A 24,064-nucleotide genomic window follows, 5' to 3' on the forward strand; every position below is an offset into this window, starting at 1 on the left:
CGCGTTATTACAGCGTTTGTCCGCTGTCCACCGTAATAATCTGGCCTGTCATGGCTTCCTGTTCCAAGGCAGAGCAAACCATGCTGGCGATATCTTCGGGCGTGGAAATGTGCTGTAGCAGCAAATGAGGAAACAATTGTTTCATTTGATCCTCCCTCCCCGCCCACCATCTTGTCGCTACCGCTCCCGGCACGATGCAATTGACGCGGATATCTGGTGCCAAGGCTCGTGCCAAAGATTTTGTTAGCCCGTGAACGGCCGCTTTAGATACGGCATAAGGGAGTGAGGAACCTAGCCCCGTCTGTCCCGCTATACTTCCAAGATTAACGATGGCACCTTGTTTACTACTCTTCATAAAAGTAGCTACGGCTCTGGCGCAGTAAAACATGCCTTTTACATTTACATTAAAAAGATCATCCCATACCTCTTCCGTGGCCGCCTCCAGATCATCCATAGGAATGTGATGTGTAATGCTGGCATTATTCACGAGTACATCAACGGTGTCGAATTGCTGAACAATCTGGTCCACCATATCTCGTACCTCTTTGTCTTGGGAAATATCTGCCTGTAACGAAATAGCTAGCCCACCCTTTTCAAGTATCATCCGCACGGTTTCCTCAGCATCTTTTTTAGAGCGCGAATAGTTGACGACCACCGTAGCCTTTCGATCTGCCAGCGCCATGCATACAGCTCTCCCAATTCCTGTACCCCCACCTGTAACCAATGCTACTTTTTGATGTAAATCCATATACAATCGCTCCTTATCCGTCCATTTGATTTTGCTTCTGAAAAAATAAATACCATCTGATATGTATCATTGTAGGGGATGTACATGGTTCTGTATAATTGAATTAAATGAATAGATGGTTCAATAAAATTGAATTCAGATCAGGAGTATGAGGATGGATATTAAAACACTCAAAACATTTCAAATGATCGTGAACTACGGGAGCTTTGTTCGTGCGGCGGAAGAGATGAATTATGCGCAATCTACAGTTACGATGCAAATGCAAAAGCTGGAGTCGGATATGGGAGTTCAACTGATTGAACGAGGCAAGAAAATAAAGTTAACTGAGGCGGGCAGGGTGTTTTATGAGCAAAGTCTGCACATTGTAAAGGATATGGAGCAATTGCAGAAGAACATAGAGGATCTGCAATGGGGCACCGCAGGCCATATTCGTTTAGGAGTGACCGAGCCGACCGCCAGCTACCGATTACCGGCGATTCTAAAGCGATTCTTATCCGATTATCCGAACATTCAGATCTCCATCGAGTTTGGAAATACCCCCACCTTGAGTGAGTGGATTCTCAAAGGGGATATTGATTTAGCGCTGTGTTCCGCACCAGATTTGGGCACTGAGCTATATTTTGAACCTTTATGTAAGGAGAATTTTGTGGTTTTGATGCCTGAACATCATCCGCTTGCCGAAAAAACAAGCATTGGGCCAGAGGATTTACAGGGACATCGGTTGCTAATTACGTCAGCCACCTGCCCCTATCGTCGCAAACTAGAAATGGTCATGAAGGAATATGGAATAACCACGTTAGATACCATGGAAATTGGCAGCATGACGGCTTTGAAATTCTATGTGGAAAGTGGGTTAGGTATTGCCCTTGTACCCCAAATTCTAGTGAATCCCGTTCCGGCAGGAACAACGACGAGGGAATTAAGCGGCAGTTTGATAGATATGACTTTCGGTATTCTCTGTAAAACAACAGAGTATCCGCTTAAGCTGGCAGGTTCAAAGCTTTATTCTGTGTTGAAGCAAGAGCTTAAGGGGGAAGCCTTTCAAAATAATCTGGACTGATGTTCACTACATGAGCCCTTCTTCCTTCATGCTAATGAACGTTTTGTCTCCTAATATGACATGATCCAGCAATTCGATGCCGAGTAAAAGACCTGCGTCTCGTAATCGGAGGGTCGTGCTTACATCTTCTGAGCTAGGAACAGGTGTACCTGAAGGATGATTATGACAGGCAATGATAGATGCAGAGTTGGCAAGTACGGCGAGCTTATAAGTTTCTCTTGGATGAACCAATAAAGTATTCAATGTACCGCAAGATACTGGATGTACAGCAGAAAACCGACTGCCTTTGGCAATCGGTTCATTGGTTTACTTTTTGCTAATCGGAATCCATACCTCGCATCGGTAATCCTCAGCACGGGAATCTCCCATAGTATACACTTCCAGCTCCGGTCCGCCTGAATGCTCATAATTGCTGGCAGGGAACCATTCCTGAAAAATTCTTTGCCATACCTTTTGGATCGAGTGAGGCATAGGGCCGATGGATGTAAACACGGCCCAGGTTGCAGCCGGAATCGTTCTGGCATCCAATCCGTTGGAAGCGGCTACGTCCTCGGTGCCCTCTGCGGCAATCAGGTACGTGAATTTCTCTTCCCCATGCTTGAAATCCAAACAAATACCGAGGATATCCTCGCTTGTTCCCAAGGCTTGAATCCGATCCGATGTACCATCCGCCTTCAGCTCGTCCCAGAATTTCGGGATTTCCCGGAAATTTTCACCGTCTTTCGTTGTGACTTGGATGGACTTGCCAATGACCGTAAAGGCCGCTTTCTCTACGATTTTATAATCCATATCCTGATCTCCCTTCAACGATAGATGGAAGGTAATGCGTGGAAAGGCTTTCAGGTTCACCCCAGGGCTTCTGGCCTCAGAGGGAGATATACCGTGTACCTTACGGAACGCTTTAGAAAAAGATTCGGGGGAATCATATCCGTATTTGAATGCTACATCCAAGACTTTGGTGGTAGAAAGACTCAATTCCTGTGCAGCCAAGGTCAATCGACGTTTACGTACATATTCGGCTACCGTGACGCCGGTAAGCATATGAAACATACGTTGAAAATGAAAAGGAGACGAATAGGCTGCCTTTGCAATTTCGTCGATATCCAGCGGCTGCTGCATTCTTTCTTCCATCAGATCCAGTGCGTTCTTGATCCGAAGTAACCATTCCAACCGCATCACCTTCCTTGGTTGTAATCATATCATTAGCGGTGTCCGTAATCCTGTCTTTGCGTGCTCTTGTTGAACAGGCTCTGTCGCCTAGTTTAATGGGAGGCATACTCTGTTTCAAGTCGGAATTTCATACTGAAATTTTAGAGGATACATTTCGCCTGCCCCCTTGTGTTCATAATTAAAATTTGGGACAATGAAAGAAGCGTTTGAATAGCGAAGACTGCTTAAACATGCTATGATGCAATGATGGCTGAGACGATTGGTAAGTGCTTTGTTTTAAATAAACGGATTGTATATAGAGGAAGACGAATTTTAACGTTTTGAAAAGAGGATCGAACATGAAAAAAGAATCCATTTATGGATTAACGCTAGATCAGTTGACAGCATGGCTCATCGAGCGTGGACATAAGAAATCCCGGGCGTTGCAGGTATGGGACGCACTGTACCGGAAACGGATTACTGATTTTGCTGCGATGACGGAGATTCATGAAAATTGTACCCGCCTGTTGGCAGAACATTTTCCGATTCAAACATTGGAAGAGCATGTGAAGCAGCAGTCGGCGGATGGGACGGTCAAATTCTTGTTCCGTCTTCAGGATGGTAATTTGATTGAAACAGTATTGATGCGGCACAAGTTTGGGCTGTCGGTGTGTGTGACAACGCAGGTGGGCTGTAACATCGGGTGCAGCTTTTGCGCGAGCGGGCTGTTGAAGAAGAGCCGTGACCTGTCCAGCGGTGAAATTGTAGAGCAGATTATGAAGGTGCAGTTGTTTCTGGATCAGGAACGTCCGGGCGACCGGGTCAGTCACGTCGTTGTGATGGGGATTGGTGAGCCGTTTGATAACTTCGTGAACCTGTCCGACTTTATCCGGGTCATTAAGGATCATAAAGGGCTTGCGATTGGTCCGCGACATATTACGGTTTCTACGAGCGGACTTGCCGATAAAATTATTGAATTTGCCGATTCCGATCTGCATGTCAATCTGGCGATTTCCCTTCATGCGCCGAATAATGAGACTCGCACCCGCATCATGAAGATCAATCGGGCGATTCCCATTGAGAAGCTGATGGAGGCGATTGATTACTATCTGGATAAAACAAATCGTCGGATTACGCTGGAGTATATTTTGCTGAAGGATGTTAATGATACTAAGGAACATGCGCTGGAGTTGGCTGAGTTGGTGGGCCACCGTCGCAATTTGGCAAATGTAAACCTGATTCCATACAATCCGGTAGATGAGCATAGCCAATACCAGCGGAGTGAGTCGGAGTCGATTACGGGCTTCTATGATGTTCTGAAAAAACAAGGCATTAGCTGTAGTGTTCGGTTGGAGCATGGAGTCGACATTGACGCGGCTTGCGGACAGTTGCGCAGCAAGCAAATCCGCAAGGATGCAAAAGGTAGTCGCACATCGGAACGTGAAGCGATTAGTTAATACAGAAGCGTACTCTTTAACAGGAGTACGCTTTTTTTATGCTGGATTATTGAGGAGAAAGAAAAGCACTCAAACCTAACTCAGTCTATAAATGTGAAAATAGTCACGTAACCATTGCTGTTTTTACGTTATAGTGAGTGGTTAGTGGAGGGGTTATATGGCTAACGTAATTTCGAATGTGGCGCTCGTTCCGGGCATTTATGTTATGAAAATAGAGGGAACCTTTAAAGGGGAAATGGGCCAGTTTTACATGCTGCGCAGTGGAACCGGGTACCCATTGCTACCTAGACCTATTAGCATTTACGATATCGGGGAAGAGGACATTTCCTTTCTATATCGGGTTGTGGGAGAAGGGACAAGTTTGTTTTCCCGGTTGCAGCCGGGGCAGGAGGTTCAGTTGGAAGGGCCTTTCGGCAATGGCTTTCCTCAGGTAGAAGGTAGCTTGGCCTTAATCGGCGGTGGTATGGGCACGGCTCCATTGCTGCTGGCTGCAAAGCATTATCCGCATGCACATGTTTATCTGGGGTTTGCGCAGCAAGCCTTTGGGGTGGACGCTTTTGAAGCTGTGGCAGCCTCTGTACACGTTCGTGTAGGGGGGAGCATCGTCGAGAAGGTCGATCCCCATCTCTATGTGAATCTGTTTTCCTGCGGGCCGACTCCGATGCTACAAGCACTTGCGGTGAAAGCAGCAGGCTCGCCGTCCCGTTTATATATATCAACAGAAAGACACATGGCCTGTGGTATTGGCGCGTGTTTGGGCTGCACCATGCATACCCGTGGAGGTAATAAGAGGGTGTGTAAGGAAGGGCCTGTATTCCCGGTAGAGGAGGTGGATTTTGATGATCTCCATGGCGTGTAATATTGCGGGCGTCCCGTTCAAGAACCCGATCATCATGGCATCCGGTACATTTGGGTTCGGACGTGAGTATGCGGAATTTTACTCTCCTGAACTGTTGGGCGGTATCGTCGGCAAGGGATTAACCCTTCATCCGAAGGCTGGCAATACCGGATCACGCATACATGAAACAGCATCCGGTATGCTCAATAGTGTGGGACTGGAAAATCCGGGTGTGTCGGCCTTTTTGAAGGATGAGCTGGATGACATGACGCGCTGGAATACGGCTGTAATTGCTAACGTGGGTGGCTCCAATCTGGAGGAGTACGTTCAGGCCGTAGCCATGATTACGGAAAATGCGCAAAAACGGCGCACGATGAATCGCAGAGGCGTTGATATGCTGGAGCTGAACATTTCCTGTCCCAACGTAAAGCAGGGCGGGATGCAATTTGGCATTCAGACCGAGGTGGCGCGGGACGTGGTACGGCAGGTGCGCAACGTAACAGCGCTTCCGCTGGTCGTGAAGCTGTCTCCAAATGCAGAGAATATTACGCAGATGGCGGTCATGTGCGAGGAAGAAGGCGCAGACGGTGTCTCGCTGATCAATACATTTTCTGCGATGAAAATTGATATACGTCGGCGACGCAGTGTTTTTACGAATACGTATGCAGGTCTTTCCGGTCCGGCAATCAAGCCGATTGCCTTGCGCATGGTTCATCAGGTGGCGCAGGCGGTATCCATTCCGGTGATCGGGATGGGTGGCATCAGCTCGGTGGAGGATATTATTGAATTTACGATGGCAGGAGCAGCTGCGATTCAGGTGGGAACATACAATTTTGTCCACTTGCACGCAGGAGCTGAGCTGGTCTACGGTCTTGAACAATGGATGCAACGGGAAAAGGTGCAGACGCTGGATGAGATACGGGGAATCTTGTGAATTTCGTACTCGTTTGCATAAACTTAAGCATACGAAACCGGCTTGTCTTCCAGGGCAAGCCGGTTTTGTATTTTATTGTACCGAAACAGCCAAGCTCAACTAGTGGTTAATATCGCACTTGTTCAAGATGAACGAAATTTGGTTATTCAGCAAATTGTCTTATTTCAGATAGAGGCTACGTTTGTTGTCGTTGGAAGGTTTTTAGAGCTTGCAGATTAAGAAGGAATTTGTCAAACGTTGTCGAATATCAAGGGATTATAGGAGTAAAAGACATGCTCTTCTTCCCAATGGAGAGCTTGAAAAAAGAAGCAAGGTGATGGGGTTGTGGTTCAAACGTAAGTCGAAACCGAGACGACAATTCAAAGTTTCGCTACAGTTCATGATTATTATTTTGGTTGTTTTAGCTATCATTATTTCCTTAATTATTTCCTTGCTTCTCATTCGTAATTTCGTGATTAACAAGCATTTTGATAATACGAAGGAAAAACTTTCGGGTATTGCCAAGGTCATTGCAAGTGACAGCGATGTCATTCGAAATGTCGAGCAGGGAGTTCCTGTGAAGCAGATTCAGGACTATTCGCTTAGAGTAATGAATAATGTTAATGTGGATTTTGTTGTCATTCTGAACCGCGATTTAATTCGGCTATCCCATCCAGATGCAACGATGATTGGCAAACCGTTCTCTGATTTGAATGATGCCAGAAGAACGCTGTCCGGTCAGGGGCATTTTTCTGAAAATATAGGTATTTTGGGCTCAGGCTACCGATATTTTGCGCCGATATTTAATAAACAGAATGAGGTCATTGGCATTGTATGTGTGGGACTGACCATGAGAACTCTAAATTATGATTTGATGCAGGCGCAGTATACCATTTTTGGAGGACTGATGCTTGGGCTCTTTAGTGGAATTCTGGGTGCCATCTTCCTGGCTCAAAAAATCAAAACGATTTTATTCGGGCTTGAGCCGCAAGAGATAGCAGCACGATTACGTGAAAAAGAAATTATTGAAGATGAGGTCGCTGAAGGAATTATAGCCATTTCGGCTGACAAGAAAATTATACTCATGAACAAAGAAGCTCAGGCCAAGTATCAACTGGCGAACCAGGACATGGAAACCCCGATTGGCGAGCAGGTCGATACCAACTTTTATAATGTGCTCTTCAAAAGAGTGTTTGATGACAAGAAGAAGATCAAGGATCGCTCATTTTATGTGAATGGTATAGAAGTCATTGCGACAATAACCCCTATGTATATTGAAAATGAGTTTTTTGGAGCAGTTGCAACGCTGCGAGACCAATCCGAGATGATTCATCTTAGCAACCAGTTAAGTGGTACAAAATATTATATTAACTCACTTCGCGGACAGACCCATGAATTTATGAACAAAATGCACGTCATATCCGGACTGATTGAGATGAGGCAATATGCAGAGGTCAGTCAGTATATTCAGCAGCTAAATCACCGGTATCAAAATGAGGTAGGCTTTCTGACCGAGAGAATTAAAGTTCCGGCATTAGCAGGTTTTATTATGGGTAAAATCAACGAAGCACGCGAACAGAATATTTCGGTTCTTCTTGAAGAAAGCTCGAATGTCTCTAATGTGGAGATGCAGGACATTGTTCATAATGTCATACACATACTGGGCAATTTTTTTGACAACGCCATAGACTCGATTTTACAAAAAAAACAACCTGGTAGAATTGAGTTGAAATTAAACTATGAGTGTGAGGGAAATGTATTCATTCTGAAAGTGAAAGATAATGGTATGGGGATTGATTTTGAAATGCAAAAAAGAATATTCGAGCATGGTTTCTCAACCAAAGGAGAAGATAGAGGCTACGGCTTGAATCTGGTTAAAACCATGGTGGACAATCATCAGGGAATCATTGAGCTTGACAGCCAGCCGGGCCTGGGAACAAGTATATATGTAGAGTTGCCCTGTACATTGGAGGTGACAAATGAATGAAGGTTCTGATTGTTGAGGATGATCCCATGGTTGCTGAGCTAAATCAACAGTTTATTGAGCGCATGGACAATTTGGATGTTGTATGTAAGGCAGATACTGTAAAGAAAGCACAGGATTGTCTTCAAAAATGGACACCGGATCTGGTATTGCTGGACGTTTATTTACCTGGAAAAAGCGGATTAACTTTATTATCACATATTCAGGAGCATCAGTATCATGCGTCGGTTATTTTAATTACGGCTGCAAAAGACATTCAAACGGTGAAGGAAGCTGTTTTTTATGGAGTTGCAGACTATTTAATTAAACCCTTTACATTCGAACGCTTTAAGTTGGCTGTTGAGAAAATCCAGCGTCTGGCCACGGTGATGGAGGAAGGGAACGGAATTAATCAAGCTGCCATTGATCATTATTTTAATAAAGATGAGCATACGGGTATGGAGAAGAAAGGATCTCCTGAAAACCTATCCAAAAATCTTTCCAAAAACCTGTCCAAACTGACCATGACCACGATACTGAAGAGCATCCAAGAGCTGGATGGTCAATTTTCAGTCGAAACCTTAGCCAGAGAAGTGGACTTGTCCCGTATTACGGTGAAAAAATATATTCAGTTCCTGGTGGACGATGGCTTCTTGATTGAATCGATTGAATACCACAAGGTTGGAAGGCCGCTAATGCTCTATCAGGTGAATCCTAATTTAAAAGAACCGCCATTTCCATTGTAATCTGGAAATAGCGGTTCTTTTTTTGTCCAACAATAGTGCCGAGCTTTCTAATTATTTCATAGAAAGAACAGGGAGCGGGACCAGATTGTCCGAAGATTGGGTTGCAAGTATATCACGGAAGTTGTCGTAGCTGGTTTCAATCATGTTGGATAACGCCGTAACGGTATTCGAGCCAGCATGAGGCGTTACCAAAACTCTTGGATACAGCTCCACAAGCTTCTGGATCGTTGGGTCCGGGAGCATTTGCCATGGATCAAATGCTCTAAAGAATAATTCATCTTCTTTAGGGAAGACATCCGTAGCGAAGCCTTCCAGATGATTGCTGAGCAATGCGTCCAAAATAGCTTGGTTATCTTGTAATTCTCCACGTGAAGTATTGATTAGAATAGATCCCTTTTTCATTTTTGCTAAAAAGCTGGCGTTAATCATCTTGTCGTTCTGTCCCGGCAGATAAGGAACATGTACACTGACGATATCACTCTCTGCCAATAGCTCATCTAAAGTTGTGAATGGAATGACTTCCTTGGCTGCGTCGGATTGGTACACATCATAGCCAATAACGGATGCTCCTAATCCTTTAAACAATTTGGCTTCCGTCAGACCAATGCGACCGACCCCGATAATCCCAACTTTACAGTTATGGATCTCTTTGCTGAATGTATGCTCGTCCACAATGAAATTTTTAAACGAGCTTTTGGTAGTCATATAGGCTGTGTGACGGAACAACATCATAGCCAGAGTTAAGGATAGCTCCGCGATGGCATTCGGAGAATATGATGGCACACGTGCGACCTTCATTCCGAATTCGCTGCAGGCATCTAAATCAATGTGGTTGATTCCGACCGTTCTGGTGAAAACATATTGAATGCCGTAATCCTTGAATTTCGTGAGATTCTCTCGATTCGCAGCGCAGTTTCCTCTTAACAAAACGGCATCGTGATGCTGCGCCAATTCTGCATTGCTGGAAGTTAACAGTTCTTCTACCAGCGTTAGTTGAAAGTTATATTTATTGAGGTCATGGAAATATGGTTTCTCATAAGAACGGACGCCGTAGCAAATTATTTTTAACATGTTGTTTTCCCCCTGATTTAGAAAATGCCAATTTTATCAATGATATTTAGCGTAATAATCCAAACTGGAATCATGACGACAGAAGTTATAGTTGATAGAAGCGATGCATTGGAAGTCAATATGGCTTCCTTATCAAAGCTGATGGCATAGGCTGCGGCTACGGTAGCTGTAGGAGTAGCCATCATAATGACAATAGTAGATAAAGCGACAGTATCGACCGACAGAATATGGGATACAGTTAACAAAGCCAGCAAAACGATGTTGACAATGGGTACAAGCCAAACCTTAACTATGCTGTAATACCAAGAGGTCTTGTCAGTAGCTGCCGACTTGAAGCTGATCTCACCCAATGTAGAGCCAATCGATAACCAGGCTAATGGTGAAGCTAGCCCAGCAAGGTAGGTCATGGGCTTGAACAACCAGACAGCGGTTTGATCAATTCTTAGAAAAGCGAATTGCTGAATGGCCCCATCCTCAGTAGCTACGCTCATCTGTGGCAAATAACCCTGAAACAACCACACAAACAAGCCTAGAAAAGTGGCGATAACGATCGGATTTAAAAACATGGTTTTGAGATTTTTAAGCTCCATTTTTAAGCCGCTCATTTTGATATAGCCATAGGAGTATAAGAAAATGCGGTAGCCTATGTTAAAAATGGAACTGTACATAACTCCGGTAGGACCATAGATTGCCGCAACAATTGGAATTCCGAAAAAAGTAGTAGAACCGAAAATAGTTAATACCCGCAGAACATCCTGTTTATCCTTGTTGTAGCTCAGGAAGAAAGGTTTTGAAATAAAAATGAGAATAATATAAATTAAAATTCCCCATATTAAAACATTCATGCCTTGCTTTAATATTGTAGGATTAATATCCTGCATGAAAGAATTAAAGGCTAGCGCTGGTAAAGCCACGGTTAAAACAACCTTGGACAGCAGCTTTCCTACTTGTGCTGTAAAAATCCCCTTCTTGCGGCAAAAGAAACCGAGAAGGATAATAAAAACGGTGGAAGCGATGGAACTGAGAATATTATTATCTGTTAAGGTCGATGTAATCATTTGTAGTAAAGACATAGATAAAACCCTCTCTTGTACCTTTTTTCACAAATATGACTATGCAATTCCCTGATCTTTTGGCCAAAGTGGTTGGTTTGCACTTTTATAGTAAAATGACTTTGTGAAAAAAAGAACAATATCTAATTAATTTAACTTATGAAACTAATTTAAAAAATTTATACGTTACATCAGATGGGCAAATGAGAGGTACTCATCAACATACATGCTATAATATAAAAAATTAAACCCAACTTGATTAGTGGGTTAAATAGAAAAGACGAGCAGGAGGAACCCTATGAATCCGATACAACATATACTGGACGAATTTCCGCTGATCGTGCTCGATGGCGCAATGGCTACTGAATTGGAGCGTCACGGGCATGATCTGAACGACAGCTTATGGTCGGCTAAAATACTCCATGAGCACCCGGAGTCTATCAAGCGTGTGCATAGAGACTATTTTGAAGCGGGTGCAGACTGCGCGATCACTGCGAGCTATCAGGCTACCGTTGAAGGCTATGCCAAACGGGGCTTGAGCGAAAATGAAGCGCTGGAGTTGATTCAGTCCTCAGTACGGATTGCCGTACAGGCACGGGATGAATTTTGGGCAGATATTACGGCCGGTGCAAAACAACAGCATCGCCCCAAGCCGCTAGTCGCGGCCTCCGTCGGCCCTTACGGGGCGTTTTTGGCGGATGGCTCAGAATACCGTGGTGATTATACGCTGAGCGAGGAACAGCTTGTAGAGTTCCACAGGCCGCGTATGAAAGCGCTGATCGAAGCGGGCGCGGACATTTTGGCCTGTGAAACAATACCCTGTCTGGTCGAAGCCAAGGCCATCGCGCGATTGCTAAAGGAATTTCCCGGCACGTATGCCTGGATCAGCTTTAGTGCAAAGGATGGGCAGCACATCTGCAATGGGGAGTCTGCCGCCGCGTGCGCCGAATGGCTGGATGAACATGAGCAAGTGGCTGCTGTAGGTATTAATTGTACTTTGCCGCAGTACATTCCATCGCTCATCCACGAAATGCGCAGTTATACGGATAAGCCTGTGGTGGTATATCCCAATCTGGGGGAGGAATATGACCCGGTTACCAAGACATGGCACGGTACGAGTTGTACAGAGACGTTCGGGCAAAGTGCTCGCCAATGGTATGAAGCAGGAGCCCGTCTGATTGGTGGTTGTTGCCGGACTCAGCCGGAGGATATCCAAGGGATTGCGAATTGGTCGAGAGACGCATAGGCGGGGCTGAACGAAGGATGAAGAAGGCAATTCATAAGGGACGGCCTTCGACTATACTGTAAAAGTAAACAGGCTGAACCAAGTGACTCTCCAGTAATGGAGGGCTTGGTTCAGCCTGTTTTTGTAATGACAAATAGTCTTTGTATCATGCAGGAGTGACGTACAACAGCGTGACAGCATCCCACTTGATACACGATCTCCACGATCTCCGGTTAGCTGTCTGACAGCCGTTCCAGCAACGCATCCCCGTTCTGACTTACCCGAATGTGAGCATAATGAGCGTTCTGTTCAACATTACGCCCGGTTCCCTCAGGGATGAAATAATTCTCAATACCGTACTGAATACGTGAACCATTCCATTTTCCATTTAGAATAACCTCATGATTGGCAAGCTTGTCACCATCCTGATGCAGTCGATCAACGGTGTATACTCCTTGGCTATTCGGCGCAAGCACGACTTTAACCTTGCCCTGATTCCAATTGTCCTGCGAAAAAGGGGTAGAGATATCGTAATTCAGCATGACATAATCGCCTTGTAACAGAGAGCGAGGGTCTACAGGAGCTAGTTTGAGCTTGATGGAAGCGCCTGTGGCAAGCAGGCTTTCACTTCTTACGGTCTGATAGCCGATCACACCGAGCTGTAGCACGATAACTACAGCGATCAGCAGCGGGCTTAAGCGCATGAAGCTAAAGCTGCGGTGGTCGGCATCAAACGCTGTCTTGCCGCTATGGGCCATCCGCCGATCCGCCCACCACGCAATTCCGAGTGCAATGACACCCAGCAGCGCCAGCGTAAAGGACTTATACAGTAGCGTCCACAACAAATCATAGTACTTGAAGCCAATAAAAATAAACCAGAACGCTACGCTCGTGATGGCCTCCGATCTTTGTTTTAGTCGGATGAAGGTAAAGACCATGCCTGTAACGATAACGAAATAAAGAATGTTAATCAGCACATAAGAGTGTGGAATGACATCCTTGAAGAAGGTCGCCCACAACATAAACAGCAGGCTGAAAAATAAGGAGCTATCCAGAAGGTGTTCCCGCGATGCCGTCTTGGGTATAAAATAACTTGCTGCATACAGCACAGCATTGACCAAGAAAAGAGAGAGGATAATGTACTCAAAGGACCAGTTCCAAGAATCCCACTCCTGAAACTGCTGAAATAGAATGGTCGCCAAATTCAGGTTTACAAAGGTATAGGTGAAAAAGAGTTGCCTTTTCCCTTTGGAACGAAACCATCCGGCGATGGAAACGATCAGAAATAATACCGAAAGCAACGTCATATCTGACCATAAAATGGCTACCCAGCCTGTAATAAAACTGATCGTCAACAGGGTATAACGTATTACAGAATCCAGCTTGGATTCCGGAATGACAATCATCGAAATCATAAGCAGCAACGACACACCCAACAGTACATATTCGGTGTGGTTTACATTCGTGCTAATGTTAATCAGTCCGATCAGGGATATACTTCCAATCAGCACTCCAACCACTTTGATCACACGGGATACGGTTTTGCTGATCCATTCACTGCTACGTTCTTCGGGAACGGTTGTCTCAGTCTTTGATGTACTGATGCCCGTTGTCTCCGTATCGGATTTTGCGATATCCCCTTTGTTCTCGTTGGATATTTCCCCAGCTTCCGGCGGTGTTTTCCCCAAACGATTCAAATAACGGAAAAACCATACATTACCCGTCAACAGTAGCGCCACAAAAATCAACCCAAAGACAAAGAACAGCGATGAAGAGTACGCTTCCGCCAGCTCAATAAATTTAAAGACAGCAAAAGCGGAGGTCGCCAATGCATTCAAGGTGAGCAGCGTTCTACTCAGTCGGACCTTGGTAAACACATAAAATCCAATAGCGATTACAGCGATACATGGTATGTTCATAACGAGACCATATTCATCCAATGCAAAAGAGTTAGTCATCGTCAGCACGGCTATATGGAAAACGATAAAGCTCATATATTTCAGCGGTCCAGAATGTATACGATGAAGGAACGTCAATAGAAACAACACCAGATTGACCAGTGCGAACACTCCGGCAATGGACAACGATCCCAGTTCGCTATAAGACGTACTTTGCATCGTAGGATAAAAGTAAAGCCACAAACCGAGATGAATTAATACATAGGACAGTATATAAAAAGGATTGTAGCGTGTAATCCAGCTTAACAGCAGAGCCGGAACCGACCAAATCAAGAACAACCCGTAACTGTCCGCGTGGGAATTGTATATTTGACCGAGCAACGCCACGGAAATGCCAAAGGCTATACAGCCAGCCACCAGAAATATATTCGATAGAAAGACTTGCTGACCGGGAATAGCGCGTATACGTGCAAATACAAAGGACAAGCCATAGAACAGAACGATAAGCGCAGCAGCCAGCACAATTTTGACCGTCCGATCCAGTCCACCCCAATTGGAGGCGAAAAAATAAATAATCGCGGCCAGTACCAGTGAGATGCCTAGCAGATAGCCCGTACGTATCGCATTGAATCGCAGCATTCGTTTCACGTACCTTTCCTGTTGGTTTGATGCCTATTATAACGTTGAAAGGTCTGAGAACCAAGTAGGAATTAGGATCAGGTCATAAAAAAAGGAGAACCACCGTATACGGTGGTTCTCCTGTATCACTGCTGAACTCCATGCCAGCGTACTCGTGCTATCTTTTTTGCGCCAAATAACAGGGTAGTAAAGAGTGATGAAACCTACGCCATACGGTACTATGCATTAAGCGTTGGCGGTACGGAACTCTTGCCGGGCTTGATGCCGGAACCGATGCTCACGCGGCGGAATTCCAGCCGTTTTCTTGAATGCCTTGGAAAAAGTGGACATATCCGTGTAGCCGATGGACTGGGCAATGATCGACAAATTGTAAGTCGTTTGCTCCAGCAATCTTTTGGCCTCATCGATCTTGAGGTTTTGCAAATACTTGGCGGGGGAAATCAGGAAGGTGGAATGGAATTTGCGTGAAAAATGCGCGCGATCCACGCCTACATGCTCGGCAATCTGTTCAATCGTAATGCGGTCACAATAGTGCATATCAATGTAATCTTTCCCCTGTTGTAGCCAATAGTCAGAGCATACATAGTTGCGCATTGTATCCGATGTGTTGCGGGACAGCTCCTCGAAAATCTGGTGCAGTGTAATAAGACGCGCGAGATCGCTGTCACGTCTGCTGCTGTCATTTACAATGGAAAACAAATTCGAGATGAGTCCAATGACTTCTTCGCTTACTGCATTGGCCAAAAAAGGCGTACAGGGTTTAATCCCGATTCGCTCCAGTAAAGCAAGAGATTTGGGTCCCTCAAAAGCAATCCATACCTTTTGTAACGGGTTCTCCTGATCCGTGTAGTATTCATGTGCAAGATGTGGGAAGAAGCAGAATAGGTCAGACTTCTGCACATGATATTTCTTTTGCTTATAAATAAACTCAGCCTGACCGTCAAGCACAAAAATTAAATAGAAATAAGGCACAGCCTTGGGGCCGACATGACAGCTGGTCTTGGAAATATCCATACCGAGCCTGACTGGCCATATCGCGCTGGATTTTTCCAGTTCAGTAGCTGTGAAATAATGGTCTTCCACGATGTCGAAGTGATCTTCGTTCTTTACTCTTTTCACAACATGTCACCTCTCCTTTGGTGGAGATAAGGGGATTTTGACTTTATTGTATATAAAGGAATGGATAATTACAAGTTAATTCATTGGAATTTGGGGGTATCAAATCAAAACCATTTCCGGAGGGTGCTGTTTTTTTGTCAATTTGATCACATGCTAAGGAAAGTAGATCACAAATTGACATAGACGCACCGTTTGAAAGCTTGATACTATTAAATGATAATCTCTATGGAATATCTTATTTAGGCTATATTGGATAAGCTTCTAGGCAAAAGGAGGGGCTTCATTGTCTTTATTAGAATACGGATTCGCTACAACAAAAGAGCAAGTGGACAAGCTAAAGCTGATTGGAACCATTGTGGAGCGCCATCACGAGACGGCACGTAAGGCGGACGAAACGAACGAGCTTAACGCAAGCCTGCTTCACGATCTAAAGGAAATCGGATATCATACGCTCTCCGTTCCCCGCGAATATGGAGGGCTGGGGGCATCCCTGACTGAATTTCTGTTATACCAGGAAAGAATTGCTCAGGTTGACGCTGCGATGGCGTTGGCTTTGGGCTGGCATCATATTATCCTGTTCGGCTTGTCCGAGGATCGTCCTTGGCAGGAGGAACAATACGCTGCGTTATGTTGTGAAGTAGTCGAACGGGGGGCGCTGGTGAACCGTGCCGATTCGGAGATTGGCACTGGAAGCCCGACTCGTGGGGGCAAGCCCCAGACCTTGGCAGAACGGACAGAACAGGGCTTTGTCCTCAACGGGACCAAGGCGTTCACGTCTCTTTCGACCGCGCTGGACTACTTCATCGTGTCTGCCTCGGATACTGAAACCGGAGGCGTATCGGAGTTCCTGATTCCGAAGGAAGCGCTGGGGGTATCCATTAACCGGACCTGGAACACGGTGGGAATGCGGGCGACAGCCAGTCATGATCTTGTGCTGAAGGATGTACAGCTTCCCGAGCACGCAAGGGTACACCAGCGGCAGCCATCCCGCAAAAACGTGAAGCCCGGCTTCTTTTTGCTCAATATTCCGGCTGTCTATTTGGGGATCGCACTGGCTGCTCGTCAGGAGGCGATTCAATTTGCTTCCAGCTATCAGCCGAATAGCTTGCCGCACCCGATCATCGAATTGCCGCATATCCGGCAAAAACTCGGACAGATCGAGCTGGAGCTGACAGCCGCCCGGCACCTGTTATATGGCGTAGCTGCGCGTTGGCAGCCGAATGCCACGGTGCCTCCCGAGCAGGCGAACCCGGATCTCGGCGCAGCCAAGGTGTTTGCTGTGCAAACAGCTTTGTCTGTAGTGGATCTGGCGATGAAAATCGTCGGGGTACACAGCCTGTCGCTGTCCCATCCGCTACAACTGATGTACCGTAATGTGCGCTTCGGTCTGCATAACCCGCCAATGGAGGACGCTGTCCTGAATCAGTTGACGGATCGGGCTATTCGTGAAGCTTCCGAATCCAAGTAACCGTCATGAATTAAAAAAATAGGTAACGAAACGAAAACAGGGCTCCTTAAATGCACACCAGCACAGGAGTCCTGTTTTCTATTGTTTTTAATCAGTCGGGGTGATTATTTCGCAACACCGAATGAATATAGAGAGCAGCATAAAGCGTGATATCCCGTAGGCATGACAAAGGCTCCATGGCTGGTTTGAGACGAGCCGTGGAGCTTTTTAGGTTGTGAGCTATGAGGTTAGCCTATGTTTATACGTTCAGGATTCCTTCTTTTGGAGTAACGTTAAAGGCTTTAGCCAGATCCGCCAATTCCTGATCCGTAATCCGCTGCTGGATATCATGCTGTGCAATGAGCATATAAATTTGCGCCGCTTTTTCAATCGTTTCAATCAGGCCAAACGCTTCATCAATGGAGCTGCCTGTTCCGAAAATACCGTGATGAGGCCATAATACGGCGTGATGATCTTTCATTTTTTTGGCCGTTTCGCGGCCGATTTCGCTGGAGCCCGGTACCATCCAAGGGATTACACCGATACCGTCTGGAAAGACGACAATACATTCGGTACACATTTCCCACAGTGTTTTGGTGAACTGGTTTTCGTCCAGGCTATGAATGAAGGTCATGGCAATGACATGGGTGGCATGATTATGGATCACAACACGATGGTTAGGATCCACCTTCAATCGTTCGATATGGCTCATAAAATGAGACGGCAATTCGCTGGTAGGTACCGCGTCATGCTTGAGGCCCCACAAGACTTCCAATTGCTCGCCATCCTGCGAGACACGAAGGACACCTAAATTGGCTTCCGGATCGGCAAGGACGTTCTTAAAATATTTACCTGATCCAGTGACAATAAAATATTTTCCAGCCAGCTCATTCACTGGAAAAGCAGGCTTAATCGTCCGAATGACTTGATGAATATCAAGATATTTGGCAACCTCTGCTTCATCCAGAATATAACTGACATTCCCTCCGTTACGCTCATCCCAGCCGAATTTCCACATGTTTTGCGTAATTTCCGCCATCTCGCGGACGAATGGAATATCCAGTTCTGATTTCCGTTCTTTTTGATTCTCCAGCACAGTAGTCATGGATGATCTCTCCCTTTGGGTGATATAAATATAAATTATCAATGCAGTAGTTACCGTTTCAGCAGTACCTGTTGTTCATAGTTTTTTGCTTCGGCCAGCCATTCTTCACGAACAGGGACACTATTTTGAGCGCAATAGTAATCCCAGATGGCCCCGAACGGATACGATTTAAATTCTTCGACCAGGGCAAGACGAGTGGTAAAGTCCCGTTCCTCTTCCGCCTGCTTCAATGCTTCAATCGGTTCCAGCATAGCGCGAAGCAGCGCTTTGATCGTGTTGCGTGTTCCGATGACCCATGCAGCCACATGATTAATGCTGCCGTCAAAGAAATCAAGGCCGATATGTGTTCGGGAAAGCAAATCTCCGCGAACCAGCTCACGGGCAATGTCGAGTAATTCGTCGTCCATGGTCACCACATGATCGCTGTCCCAACGGACGGGTCTGCTGACATGGAGCAATAATTGATCGGTGAACATCAGCACGGAAGACAGTTTATTCGAAATGACTTCGGTCGGATGAAAGTGACCGGAATCGAGACAAATGGATTTGCCCCGCGTCAGCGCGTAGCCCATATAGAACTCATGCGATCCGACGACATAGCTTTCCGAGCCGATGCCGAACAGCTTGCTTTCAACCGCGTCTATGTTGTATTCTTCACTGATTTTTTCGCTGAAAATCTCGTCCAGAGAATCCCGTAGCCGCTCTCTTGGAGCCAAGCGGTCAATCGGGGTATCCTTGTAACCATCCGGCATCCAGTGGTTGGTAACACATGGCTGACCGAGTTCTTTTCCAAAATGCTCTGCAATCCTGCGCGATTTTTTGCAGTGTGTGATCCAGAAGTTACGAATTTCCGGGTCCTTGTGGCTCAGTGTGAAACCGTCTTCCGCTTTGGGGTGGGAGAACAGTGTGGGGTTAAAATCAAGTCCGAGTCCCTGCTGTTTGGCCCAGTCTACCCAGTTCTGAAAATGGCGCGGCTCCAATTGATCCAGATCCACTTGTTCTGTAGTATCCGCATAGATGGCGTGCAGATTGACCTTGTGTTGACCCGGAATGAGCAACAGGGCTTTCTCTAAATCCTGACGCAATTCATCCGGTGTACCTGCTCTACCCGGGTAGCTGCCCGTTACAGCAATGCCCCCGCTAAGCTGTTTGTCTTTGAACAGGAAGCCCTGAACATCATCTCCCTGCCAGCAGTGTAATGATATTTTGATCTCTGAAAGTTTCTGTAAAACGTCATCCACCTGAATACCGTGGCGGGCATACAGCTTTTTCGCTTCGTTATAACTGGCTTCAATGGCTTGATTCATGGGTTTACTCCTTTATCGAGATATCTGAATAGAGGACGCTGTCTGCTTCTTGAGACTCTCCCAGCGATCCAGAAGCCCTTCAATCCCGCCCACCGTCCTCGGTTGATATAACTGGGTCGGGAAGGATTGGGCAATGACGCTGCCAGCAGCTTGGAGATCGTCAAGAGCGCCGGTGCTGATGAGCTGCACGACAATATTACCGATGGCCGTAGACTCCGAAGGGCCCGCGTGAACCTCAATCCCCAAAAGATCGGCTGTTAGCTGACACAGCAATTCGTTATTAGTGCCTCCGCCGACAATGTGCAGTCGGGTAATGGTTTCGTCTGTTAAACGCTGTAGTTCATACAAGGCATCCCGGTAGCTTAGGGCCAGGCTGTCGAAAATACAGCGGGCGAGCGAACCCGGAGTTCGGGGAATGGGCTGCCCCGTTTCCTCGCAAAACCGTTGAATTTCAAGGGTCATGCTATCCGGGTTTAAAAATGCGGGCAGGTTGCAGAGAACGAGACTGGCAAACGGCGTTTCTGCCGAAGCCAGTTGGGCCAATTCGGCAAAGCTATGAGCGGAATCGCCCTCTTTTCTTACCTCCTGAATCATCCATAGGCCCATAATGTTTTTCAGAAAACGATATGTGCCGTAAGCGCCCCACTCATTGGTGTAGTTCGCCTGCATGGCTGCCTTGGTATTCAAGGCTTGAGATCGTTCCATACCCAGTAGCGACCACGTTCCGCTGCTAATATAAGCCCACGATTCTTCCCGTCGTGATGGAACACCCGCAACCGCCGAAGCTGTATCATGCGTAGGCACGAGGATGAATTGGCAGTCTGGAAGATCGTGCTTCTGAACAAGCTCCGGCAAAATAGTACCCAGCACCTGACCAGGCTCAGCAAGCTCCAAAAATTGATCACGCCGAAGCTGGAGCAGGGACAGCAGGTCCTCATCAAACTCTCGGCCGTTCACATTTAGAAGCTGCATGGTAGATGCGTTCGTCGTTTCATTGACCATGATGCCTGTAAGGCGATAGTACAAATAATCGGGTACCATCAATATTTTATCCGCCTGGGCAAGCTGTTTCCGGTCATGGACGAACAGTTGATACAGCGTATTAAAGTTCAGTTCCTGAATGCCTGTTTTCTCATATACATCTTCCCGGCTAATGAGCTGGTGCAGCTTGTCGGGTGCATGAAGGGTGCGTGCATCCCGGTAAGCGTATATCTCATGAATGCGATGGCCTTCCTTATTAAGCAGTACATAATCTACAGCCCATGTATCGATGCCGATCGTACAGGCATGAATCCCTTTTTGTTTGGCTTTTTGCAGTCCTTTAATAATCTCATCCAACAGATCGTCGACATTCCAGTAATCATGTCCGTCTCTTTCGGTAAAGGAGTTGTTGAACCGATGAAGCTCTTGCAAGTGAAGCAGACCGTCTTGCAGAGTTGCGTGCACGAGCCTTCCGCTTGAAGCTCCAATATCAACAGCAAGATAGTTATCCATAACCAATCTCCTTTTATTTCTTAACTAATTCAATACTACTTCCGTTTATCTTTGTAGTCAACGCAAACGGAAATATAATTTATGGTTTTATTTTTGTTTTTCGCAATTGTAAATAAAATATAATGTTGTTTTGTATGGTTTTACGTGTTTCGGTATCTGTTTTCTACAATATATGTACTTTAATTGGAGGAGGAAATTGTTTTGCGATGTTAGAATTATGGAATGTTCTTCAAGTGCCGCTGTCTGTATGAAAAATAGTCTTGAAACCGCCCGCCAGAGGGTGTAGTATACAAGATATCAATTTCATATGACTCGTATAATATTGGGGATATGGCCCAAAAGTTTCTACCGGACGACCACTGTAATCGTCTGACTATGAGTGATAGCGCATCGGCTTCGGATGAAATGCGGGCATTTATTTGTGCGCTCATCCGTCAGGGATTACAACCCCAGGGACAGGCTTCACTTGAGAAACAACTCAAGGGAGCCTGTCCTTTTTTGGTTTTGGCAGGTTTATTCTATTTTAAAGTAAAGAAGGAGCGATACCCGCATCATGAAAGTTTTGGAGGAACGTATTCGTCAAGAGGGACAGATTTTATCCGACACGGTATTAAAGGTAGATTCATTTTTGAATCATCAGGTAGATACAGCATTGGCGCTGGAGATTGGTAAGGAGTTCGCACGTCTTTTTGGCGGTGCTCCCATTACGAAGGTGCTTACGATTGAAGCAAGTGGTATTCAGTTTGCCATGGCTACAGCCATTGCATTGGGTGTTCCGTTCATCTACGCGAAGAAAAAGAAGGCAATCACGCTGAACGAGCAGGTATACTTCGCTGAGGTTCACTCGTTTACACGGCAGGAAACCTATCAGGTAAGTATTTCCCAAAAATATCTCGATGCCAGCGACCATGTGCTGATCGTGGATGACTTTCTGGCGACCGGTGCAGCATTGGTCGGACTTACAGATATTGTGAAGGAAGCAGGAGCGGAGCTGGCCGGGGTTGGCTGCGTGATCGAAAAGAGCTTTCAGGAAGGCCGTGGACTGCTGGAACAAAGAGGCATCGCCGTACGCTCTCTTGCACGTATCGCATCCATGGCACCGGGCGAGGTTCATTTTATAGAAGAAGCGGGTGCGGTAATTCCTTCCGTTAAGGAGAATGTGGGATGTTAAGCAAACAAAAGTTATTCGCGCTGGGCTTCCAGCATGTGATGGCGATGTACGCTGGAGCGATTGCCGTACCTCTCATTGTAGGGGGAGCATTGCACCTGACGCCAGCCCAGATGGCCTATCTGGTGGCTGCCGATTTGTTCACTTGCGGGATTGCTACGTTATTACAGATTATGGGCACGCGGTTTTTCGGCAGTAGATTGCCTGTCATCCTGGGCTGTACGTTTACGGCGGTGGGTCCGATTATCGCGATTGCGTCGACCTCGAATTTGGCAACCGCGTACGGAGCCATTATTTTATCAGGTATATTCGTGGTGCTCGCGGCACCGTTGTATGGCAAGCTGCTACGCTTTTTCCCGACGGTGGTTACGGGTTCGGTTGTTACGATTATCGGCCTGTCCCTCATTCCGGTGGCGATGAATAACGTAGCAGGGGGTCAGGGTAGCGCGGATTTTGGACAGCCGCGTAATTTGTTGCTGGCGTTAGTTACTTTGCTGGTTATTTTGCTTGTGAATCGGTTGGCAAAAGGCTTTTTGCGCTCGATTTCCGTGCTCATCGGTCTGTTTGCGGGTACGGTGGTTGCTTATGCGATGGGAATGGTACATTTTGCTCCAGTGGCGCAAGCGTCTTGGGTGAGTGTTGCGCAGCCGTTTTATTTTGGTAAGCCTGAGTTTAGCATTATGGCAGTATGTACGATGATTATCGTTAACATTGTCAGCATGGTCGAGTCTACGGGCGTTTATTTGGCAGTAGGCAAGGCGATTGATCAAAAGGTAGAGCAGAAGCAAATCGTCAATGGTCTGCGTTCCGAAGGACTTGCGATTATGCTTGGTGGTATTTTTAATGCGTTTCCTTACACGGCTTTCTCGCAAAATGTAGGTCTGATTTCGCTGACACGCGTCAAGTCGCGGAACGTTATTTTTGCTGCGGGTGGTATTATGGTTGTTCTTGGTCTGTTGCCCAAGCTGGCTGCCTTAACGACAGTGATTCCTAATGCTGTGCTGGGCGGGGCGATGATCGTTATGTTCGGTTCGGTTGCTGCGTCGGGCATGTCTATTTTGTCAGAAGTGGACTTGCGGAAGGAAAGCAATCTGCTGATCGCGGCATGTAGCATTGCGGTGGGCCTCGGCTCTGCCGTGCTGCCCCAAATGTTCGACCAACTGCCGAGCTTTGCCAAAATGCTGCTGCAAAACGGCATCGTATCCGGCTCGATCACGGCGATTGTCTTGAACATCGTTTTAACGAAAAAACAAGCCGAATCGGTCAAAGGTGTGACAGTGTCGGAGGTTCCGCAGAAGGTTTGATAATTAGGATTAGATAAAGACAGCCGGAGAGAGGTCGTAAGCCTCTTTTTCCGGCTTTTTGGCATAGAGTTATTGATAAAGCCCTCTTTCTGTATGAAGAAGGGAATTTGAGATTCTATTAGAAGAATTTGCTAGAGTGGTAGGCAGAGGCGTGGTACGGAAGTTTCGGAACAAGCGAAAACCCACCGCGTAATTAGGTTGGCCCCTAACGGTGGGTTTCGTTTGCATTAACATTCAGTTATGCAGCGCGCCGTGGTGGTGATCCACAGCCTTTCAAGTCCTAAGAGTCTTTGCCGTTGGTAGCGGCGAAGACTCTTTTTAGTATACGGACACGATGGGTATCTCTATACCTAATTTTATC

Annotated in this window: 20 protein-coding genes and 1 riboswitch; of the genes, 10 read left to right on the plus strand and 10 right to left on the minus strand. The window is 46.3% G+C overall.

What is annotated here, in order from left to right; genetic code table 11:
- Positions 1-7: 7 nt before the first annotated feature.
- The gene (locus ASL14_RS12945; protein ID WP_134911873.1) at positions 8-748 is read right to left on the minus strand and encodes an SDR family NAD(P)-dependent oxidoreductase; all 741 of its coding nucleotides are present in this window, start codon (positions 746-748) and stop codon (positions 8-10) included.
- A gap of 154 nt (positions 749-902) precedes the next feature.
- On the opposite strand from ASL14_RS12945, the gene ASL14_RS12950 reads away from it, so the two are divergent.
- On the plus strand, positions 903-1,808 hold the full coding sequence (locus tag ASL14_RS12950) for a LysR family transcriptional regulator (RefSeq protein WP_134911874.1): 906 nt from the start codon (positions 903-905) through the stop codon (positions 1,806-1,808).
- A 6-nt stretch (positions 1,809-1,814) separates the two neighbouring features.
- Here the strand turns inward: ASL14_RS12950 and ASL14_RS12955 are convergent, their stop codons facing one another.
- Positions 1,815-2,102: a JAB domain-containing protein gene (locus ASL14_RS12955; protein ID WP_134914535.1), complete on the minus strand. Its 288-nt coding sequence runs from the start codon at positions 2,100-2,102 to the stop codon at positions 1,815-1,817.
- A 12-nt stretch (positions 2,103-2,114) separates the two neighbouring features.
- Complete coding sequence (locus ASL14_RS12960) at positions 2,115-2,984, minus strand: AraC family transcriptional regulator (protein ID WP_134911875.1); 870 nt, start codon at positions 2,982-2,984, stop codon at positions 2,115-2,117.
- Positions 2,985-3,316: 332 nt separating this feature from the next.
- Between ASL14_RS12960 and rlmN the strand changes: the two genes are divergently transcribed.
- The 5 genes from rlmN (at position 3,317) to ASL14_RS12985 (ending at position 8,874) form a co-directional block, all read left to right on the plus strand.
- Positions 3,317-4,414: a dual-specificity RNA methyltransferase RlmN gene (rlmN, locus tag ASL14_RS12965; protein ID WP_134911876.1), complete on the plus strand. Its 1,098-nt coding sequence runs from the start codon at positions 3,317-3,319 to the stop codon at positions 4,412-4,414.
- Between the two features lie 157 nt (positions 4,415-4,571).
- A complete protein-coding gene (locus tag ASL14_RS12970; RefSeq protein ID WP_134911877.1) occupies positions 4,572-5,273 on the plus strand; it encodes a dihydroorotate dehydrogenase electron transfer subunit in 702 nt (233 codons plus the stop codon).
- Complete coding sequence (locus ASL14_RS12975; protein ID WP_134911878.1) at positions 5,254-6,186, plus strand: dihydroorotate dehydrogenase; 933 nt, start codon at positions 5,254-5,256, stop codon at positions 6,184-6,186. The genes ASL14_RS12970 and ASL14_RS12975 overlap by 20 nt, the downstream gene beginning before the upstream one ends.
- A 316-nt stretch (positions 6,187-6,502) precedes the next feature.
- Complete coding sequence (locus ASL14_RS12980) at positions 6,503-8,152, plus strand: ATP-binding protein (protein ID WP_144435688.1); 1,650 nt, start codon at positions 6,503-6,505, stop codon at positions 8,150-8,152.
- Entirely contained in the window at positions 8,149-8,874 is a 726-nt protein-coding gene (locus ASL14_RS12985) for a response regulator (protein ID WP_134911879.1), read from the plus strand. Before ASL14_RS12980 ends, ASL14_RS12985 begins: the two co-directional genes overlap by 4 nt.
- 51 nt (positions 8,875-8,925) lie before the next feature.
- Here the strand turns inward: ASL14_RS12985 and ASL14_RS12990 are convergent, their stop codons facing one another.
- Both ASL14_RS12990 and ASL14_RS12995 read right to left on the minus strand, forming a co-directional pair.
- Positions 8,926-9,945: a 2-hydroxyacid dehydrogenase gene (locus ASL14_RS12990; RefSeq protein ID WP_134911880.1), complete on the minus strand. Its 1,020-nt coding sequence runs from the start codon at positions 9,943-9,945 to the stop codon at positions 8,926-8,928.
- Between the two features lie 17 nt (positions 9,946-9,962).
- Positions 9,963-11,018, minus strand: a complete 1,056-nt coding sequence (locus ASL14_RS12995) for an AEC family transporter (RefSeq protein ID WP_134911881.1) — start codon at positions 11,016-11,018, stop codon at positions 9,963-9,965.
- Between the two features lie 277 nt (positions 11,019-11,295).
- Between ASL14_RS12995 and mmuM the strand changes: the two genes are divergently transcribed.
- A complete protein-coding gene (gene mmuM, locus ASL14_RS13000; RefSeq protein WP_134911882.1) occupies positions 11,296-12,243 on the plus strand; it encodes a homocysteine S-methyltransferase in 948 nt (315 codons plus the stop codon).
- Between the two features lie 212 nt (positions 12,244-12,455).
- Here mmuM and ASL14_RS13005 read toward each other — a convergent pair whose 3' ends face one another.
- Entirely contained in the window at positions 12,456-14,759 is a 2,304-nt protein-coding gene (locus ASL14_RS13005; RefSeq protein WP_189338269.1) for a GDYXXLXY domain-containing protein, read from the minus strand.
- A gap of 225 nt (positions 14,760-14,984) precedes the next feature.
- Positions 14,985-15,878: an AraC family transcriptional regulator gene (locus tag ASL14_RS13010; protein ID WP_134911884.1), complete on the minus strand. Its 894-nt coding sequence runs from the start codon at positions 15,876-15,878 to the stop codon at positions 14,985-14,987.
- A gap of 283 nt (positions 15,879-16,161) precedes the next feature.
- Here ASL14_RS13010 and ASL14_RS13015 point away from each other — a divergent pair, with 283 nt between their 5' ends.
- On the plus strand, positions 16,162-17,346 hold the full coding sequence (locus ASL14_RS13015; protein WP_134911885.1) for an acyl-CoA dehydrogenase family protein: 1,185 nt from the start codon (positions 16,162-16,164) through the stop codon (positions 17,344-17,346).
- Between the two features lie 238 nt (positions 17,347-17,584).
- On the opposite strand, the gene rhaD is transcribed toward ASL14_RS13015, so the two are convergent.
- The 3 genes from rhaD to rhaB are packed head-to-tail and all read right to left on the minus strand — an operon-like array spanning position 17,585 to position 21,231.
- On the minus strand, positions 17,585-18,430 hold the full coding sequence (gene rhaD, locus ASL14_RS13020) for a rhamnulose-1-phosphate aldolase (RefSeq protein WP_134911886.1): 846 nt from the start codon (positions 18,428-18,430) through the stop codon (positions 17,585-17,587).
- Between the two features lie 50 nt (positions 18,431-18,480).
- On the minus strand, positions 18,481-19,737 hold the full coding sequence (rhaA, locus tag ASL14_RS13025; RefSeq protein ID WP_134911887.1) for an L-rhamnose isomerase: 1,257 nt from the start codon (positions 19,735-19,737) through the stop codon (positions 18,481-18,483).
- Positions 19,738-19,749: 12 nt separating this feature from the next.
- Entirely contained in the window at positions 19,750-21,231 is a 1,482-nt protein-coding gene (gene rhaB, locus ASL14_RS13030) for a rhamnulokinase (RefSeq protein ID WP_134911888.1), read from the minus strand.
- Between the two features lie 292 nt (positions 21,232-21,523).
- Positions 21,524-21,627, plus strand: a riboswitch (purine riboswitch).
- Between the two features lie 157 nt (positions 21,628-21,784).
- Between rhaB and ASL14_RS13035 the strand changes: the two genes are divergently transcribed.
- Both ASL14_RS13035 and ASL14_RS13040 read left to right on the plus strand, forming a co-directional pair.
- The gene (locus ASL14_RS13035) at positions 21,785-22,402 is read left to right on the plus strand and encodes a xanthine phosphoribosyltransferase (protein WP_134911889.1); all 618 of its coding nucleotides are present in this window, start codon (positions 21,785-21,787) and stop codon (positions 22,400-22,402) included.
- Positions 22,396-23,703, plus strand: coding sequence for a nucleobase:cation symporter-2 family protein (locus ASL14_RS13040; RefSeq protein ID WP_025686240.1), 1,308 nt, complete (start codon positions 22,396-22,398; stop codon positions 23,701-23,703). The genes ASL14_RS13035 and ASL14_RS13040 overlap by 7 nt, the downstream gene beginning before the upstream one ends.
- Positions 23,704-24,064: the final 361 nt, after the last annotated feature.

Source organism: Paenibacillus sp. IHB B 3084, from assembly GCF_001447315.1.
Taxonomy (GTDB): Bacteria; Bacillota; Bacilli; order Paenibacillales; family Paenibacillaceae; genus Paenibacillus.

What these genes read in the sequence shown, in the direction of transcription:
- mmuM (WP_134911882.1), top strand. Translation starts at nt 11,296, where the DNA reads ATGAATCCGATACAACATATACTGGACGAATTTCCGCTGATCGTGCTC.
- ASL14_RS12960 (WP_134911875.1), bottom strand. Translation starts at nt 2,984, where the DNA reads ATGCGGTTGGAATGGTTACTTCGGATCAAGAACGCACTGGATCTGATG.
- ASL14_RS13040 (WP_025686240.1), top strand. Translation starts at nt 22,396, where the DNA reads ATGTTAAGCAAACAAAAGTTATTCGCGCTGGGCTTCCAGCATGTGATG.
- ASL14_RS12945 (WP_134911873.1), bottom strand. Translation starts at nt 748, where the DNA reads ATGGATTTACATCAAAAAGTAGCATTGGTTACAGGTGGGGGTACAGGA.
- ASL14_RS12985 (WP_134911879.1), top strand. Translation starts at nt 8,149, where the DNA reads ATGAAGGTTCTGATTGTTGAGGATGATCCCATGGTTGCTGAGCTAAAT.
- rlmN (WP_134911876.1), top strand. Translation starts at nt 3,317, where the DNA reads ATGAAAAAAGAATCCATTTATGGATTAACGCTAGATCAGTTGACAGCA.
- ASL14_RS12980 (WP_144435688.1), top strand. Translation starts at nt 6,503, where the DNA reads ATGGGGTTGTGGTTCAAACGTAAGTCGAAACCGAGACGACAATTCAAA.
- ASL14_RS13005 (WP_189338269.1), bottom strand. Translation starts at nt 14,759, where the DNA reads ATGCTGCGATTCAATGCGATACGTACGGGCTATCTGCTAGGCATCTCA.
- ASL14_RS12975 (WP_134911878.1), top strand. Translation starts at nt 5,254, where the DNA reads ATGATCTCCATGGCGTGTAATATTGCGGGCGTCCCGTTCAAGAACCCG.
- ASL14_RS13035 (WP_134911889.1), top strand. Translation starts at nt 21,785, where the DNA reads ATGAAAGTTTTGGAGGAACGTATTCGTCAAGAGGGACAGATTTTATCC.
- rhaB (WP_134911888.1), bottom strand. Translation starts at nt 21,231, where the DNA reads ATGGATAACTATCTTGCTGTTGATATTGGAGCTTCAAGCGGAAGGCTC.
- rhaD (WP_134911886.1), bottom strand. Translation starts at nt 18,430, where the DNA reads ATGACTACTGTGCTGGAGAATCAAAAAGAACGGAAATCAGAACTGGAT.
- rhaA (WP_134911887.1), bottom strand. Translation starts at nt 19,737, where the DNA reads ATGAATCAAGCCATTGAAGCCAGTTATAACGAAGCGAAAAAGCTGTAT.
- ASL14_RS12995 (WP_134911881.1), bottom strand. Translation starts at nt 11,018, where the DNA reads ATGTCTTTACTACAAATGATTACATCGACCTTAACAGATAATAATATT.
- ASL14_RS12950 (WP_134911874.1), top strand. Translation starts at nt 903, where the DNA reads ATGGATATTAAAACACTCAAAACATTTCAAATGATCGTGAACTACGGG.
- ASL14_RS12990 (WP_134911880.1), bottom strand. Translation starts at nt 9,945, where the DNA reads ATGTTAAAAATAATTTGCTACGGCGTCCGTTCTTATGAGAAACCATAT.
- ASL14_RS12970 (WP_134911877.1), top strand. Translation starts at nt 4,572, where the DNA reads ATGGCTAACGTAATTTCGAATGTGGCGCTCGTTCCGGGCATTTATGTT.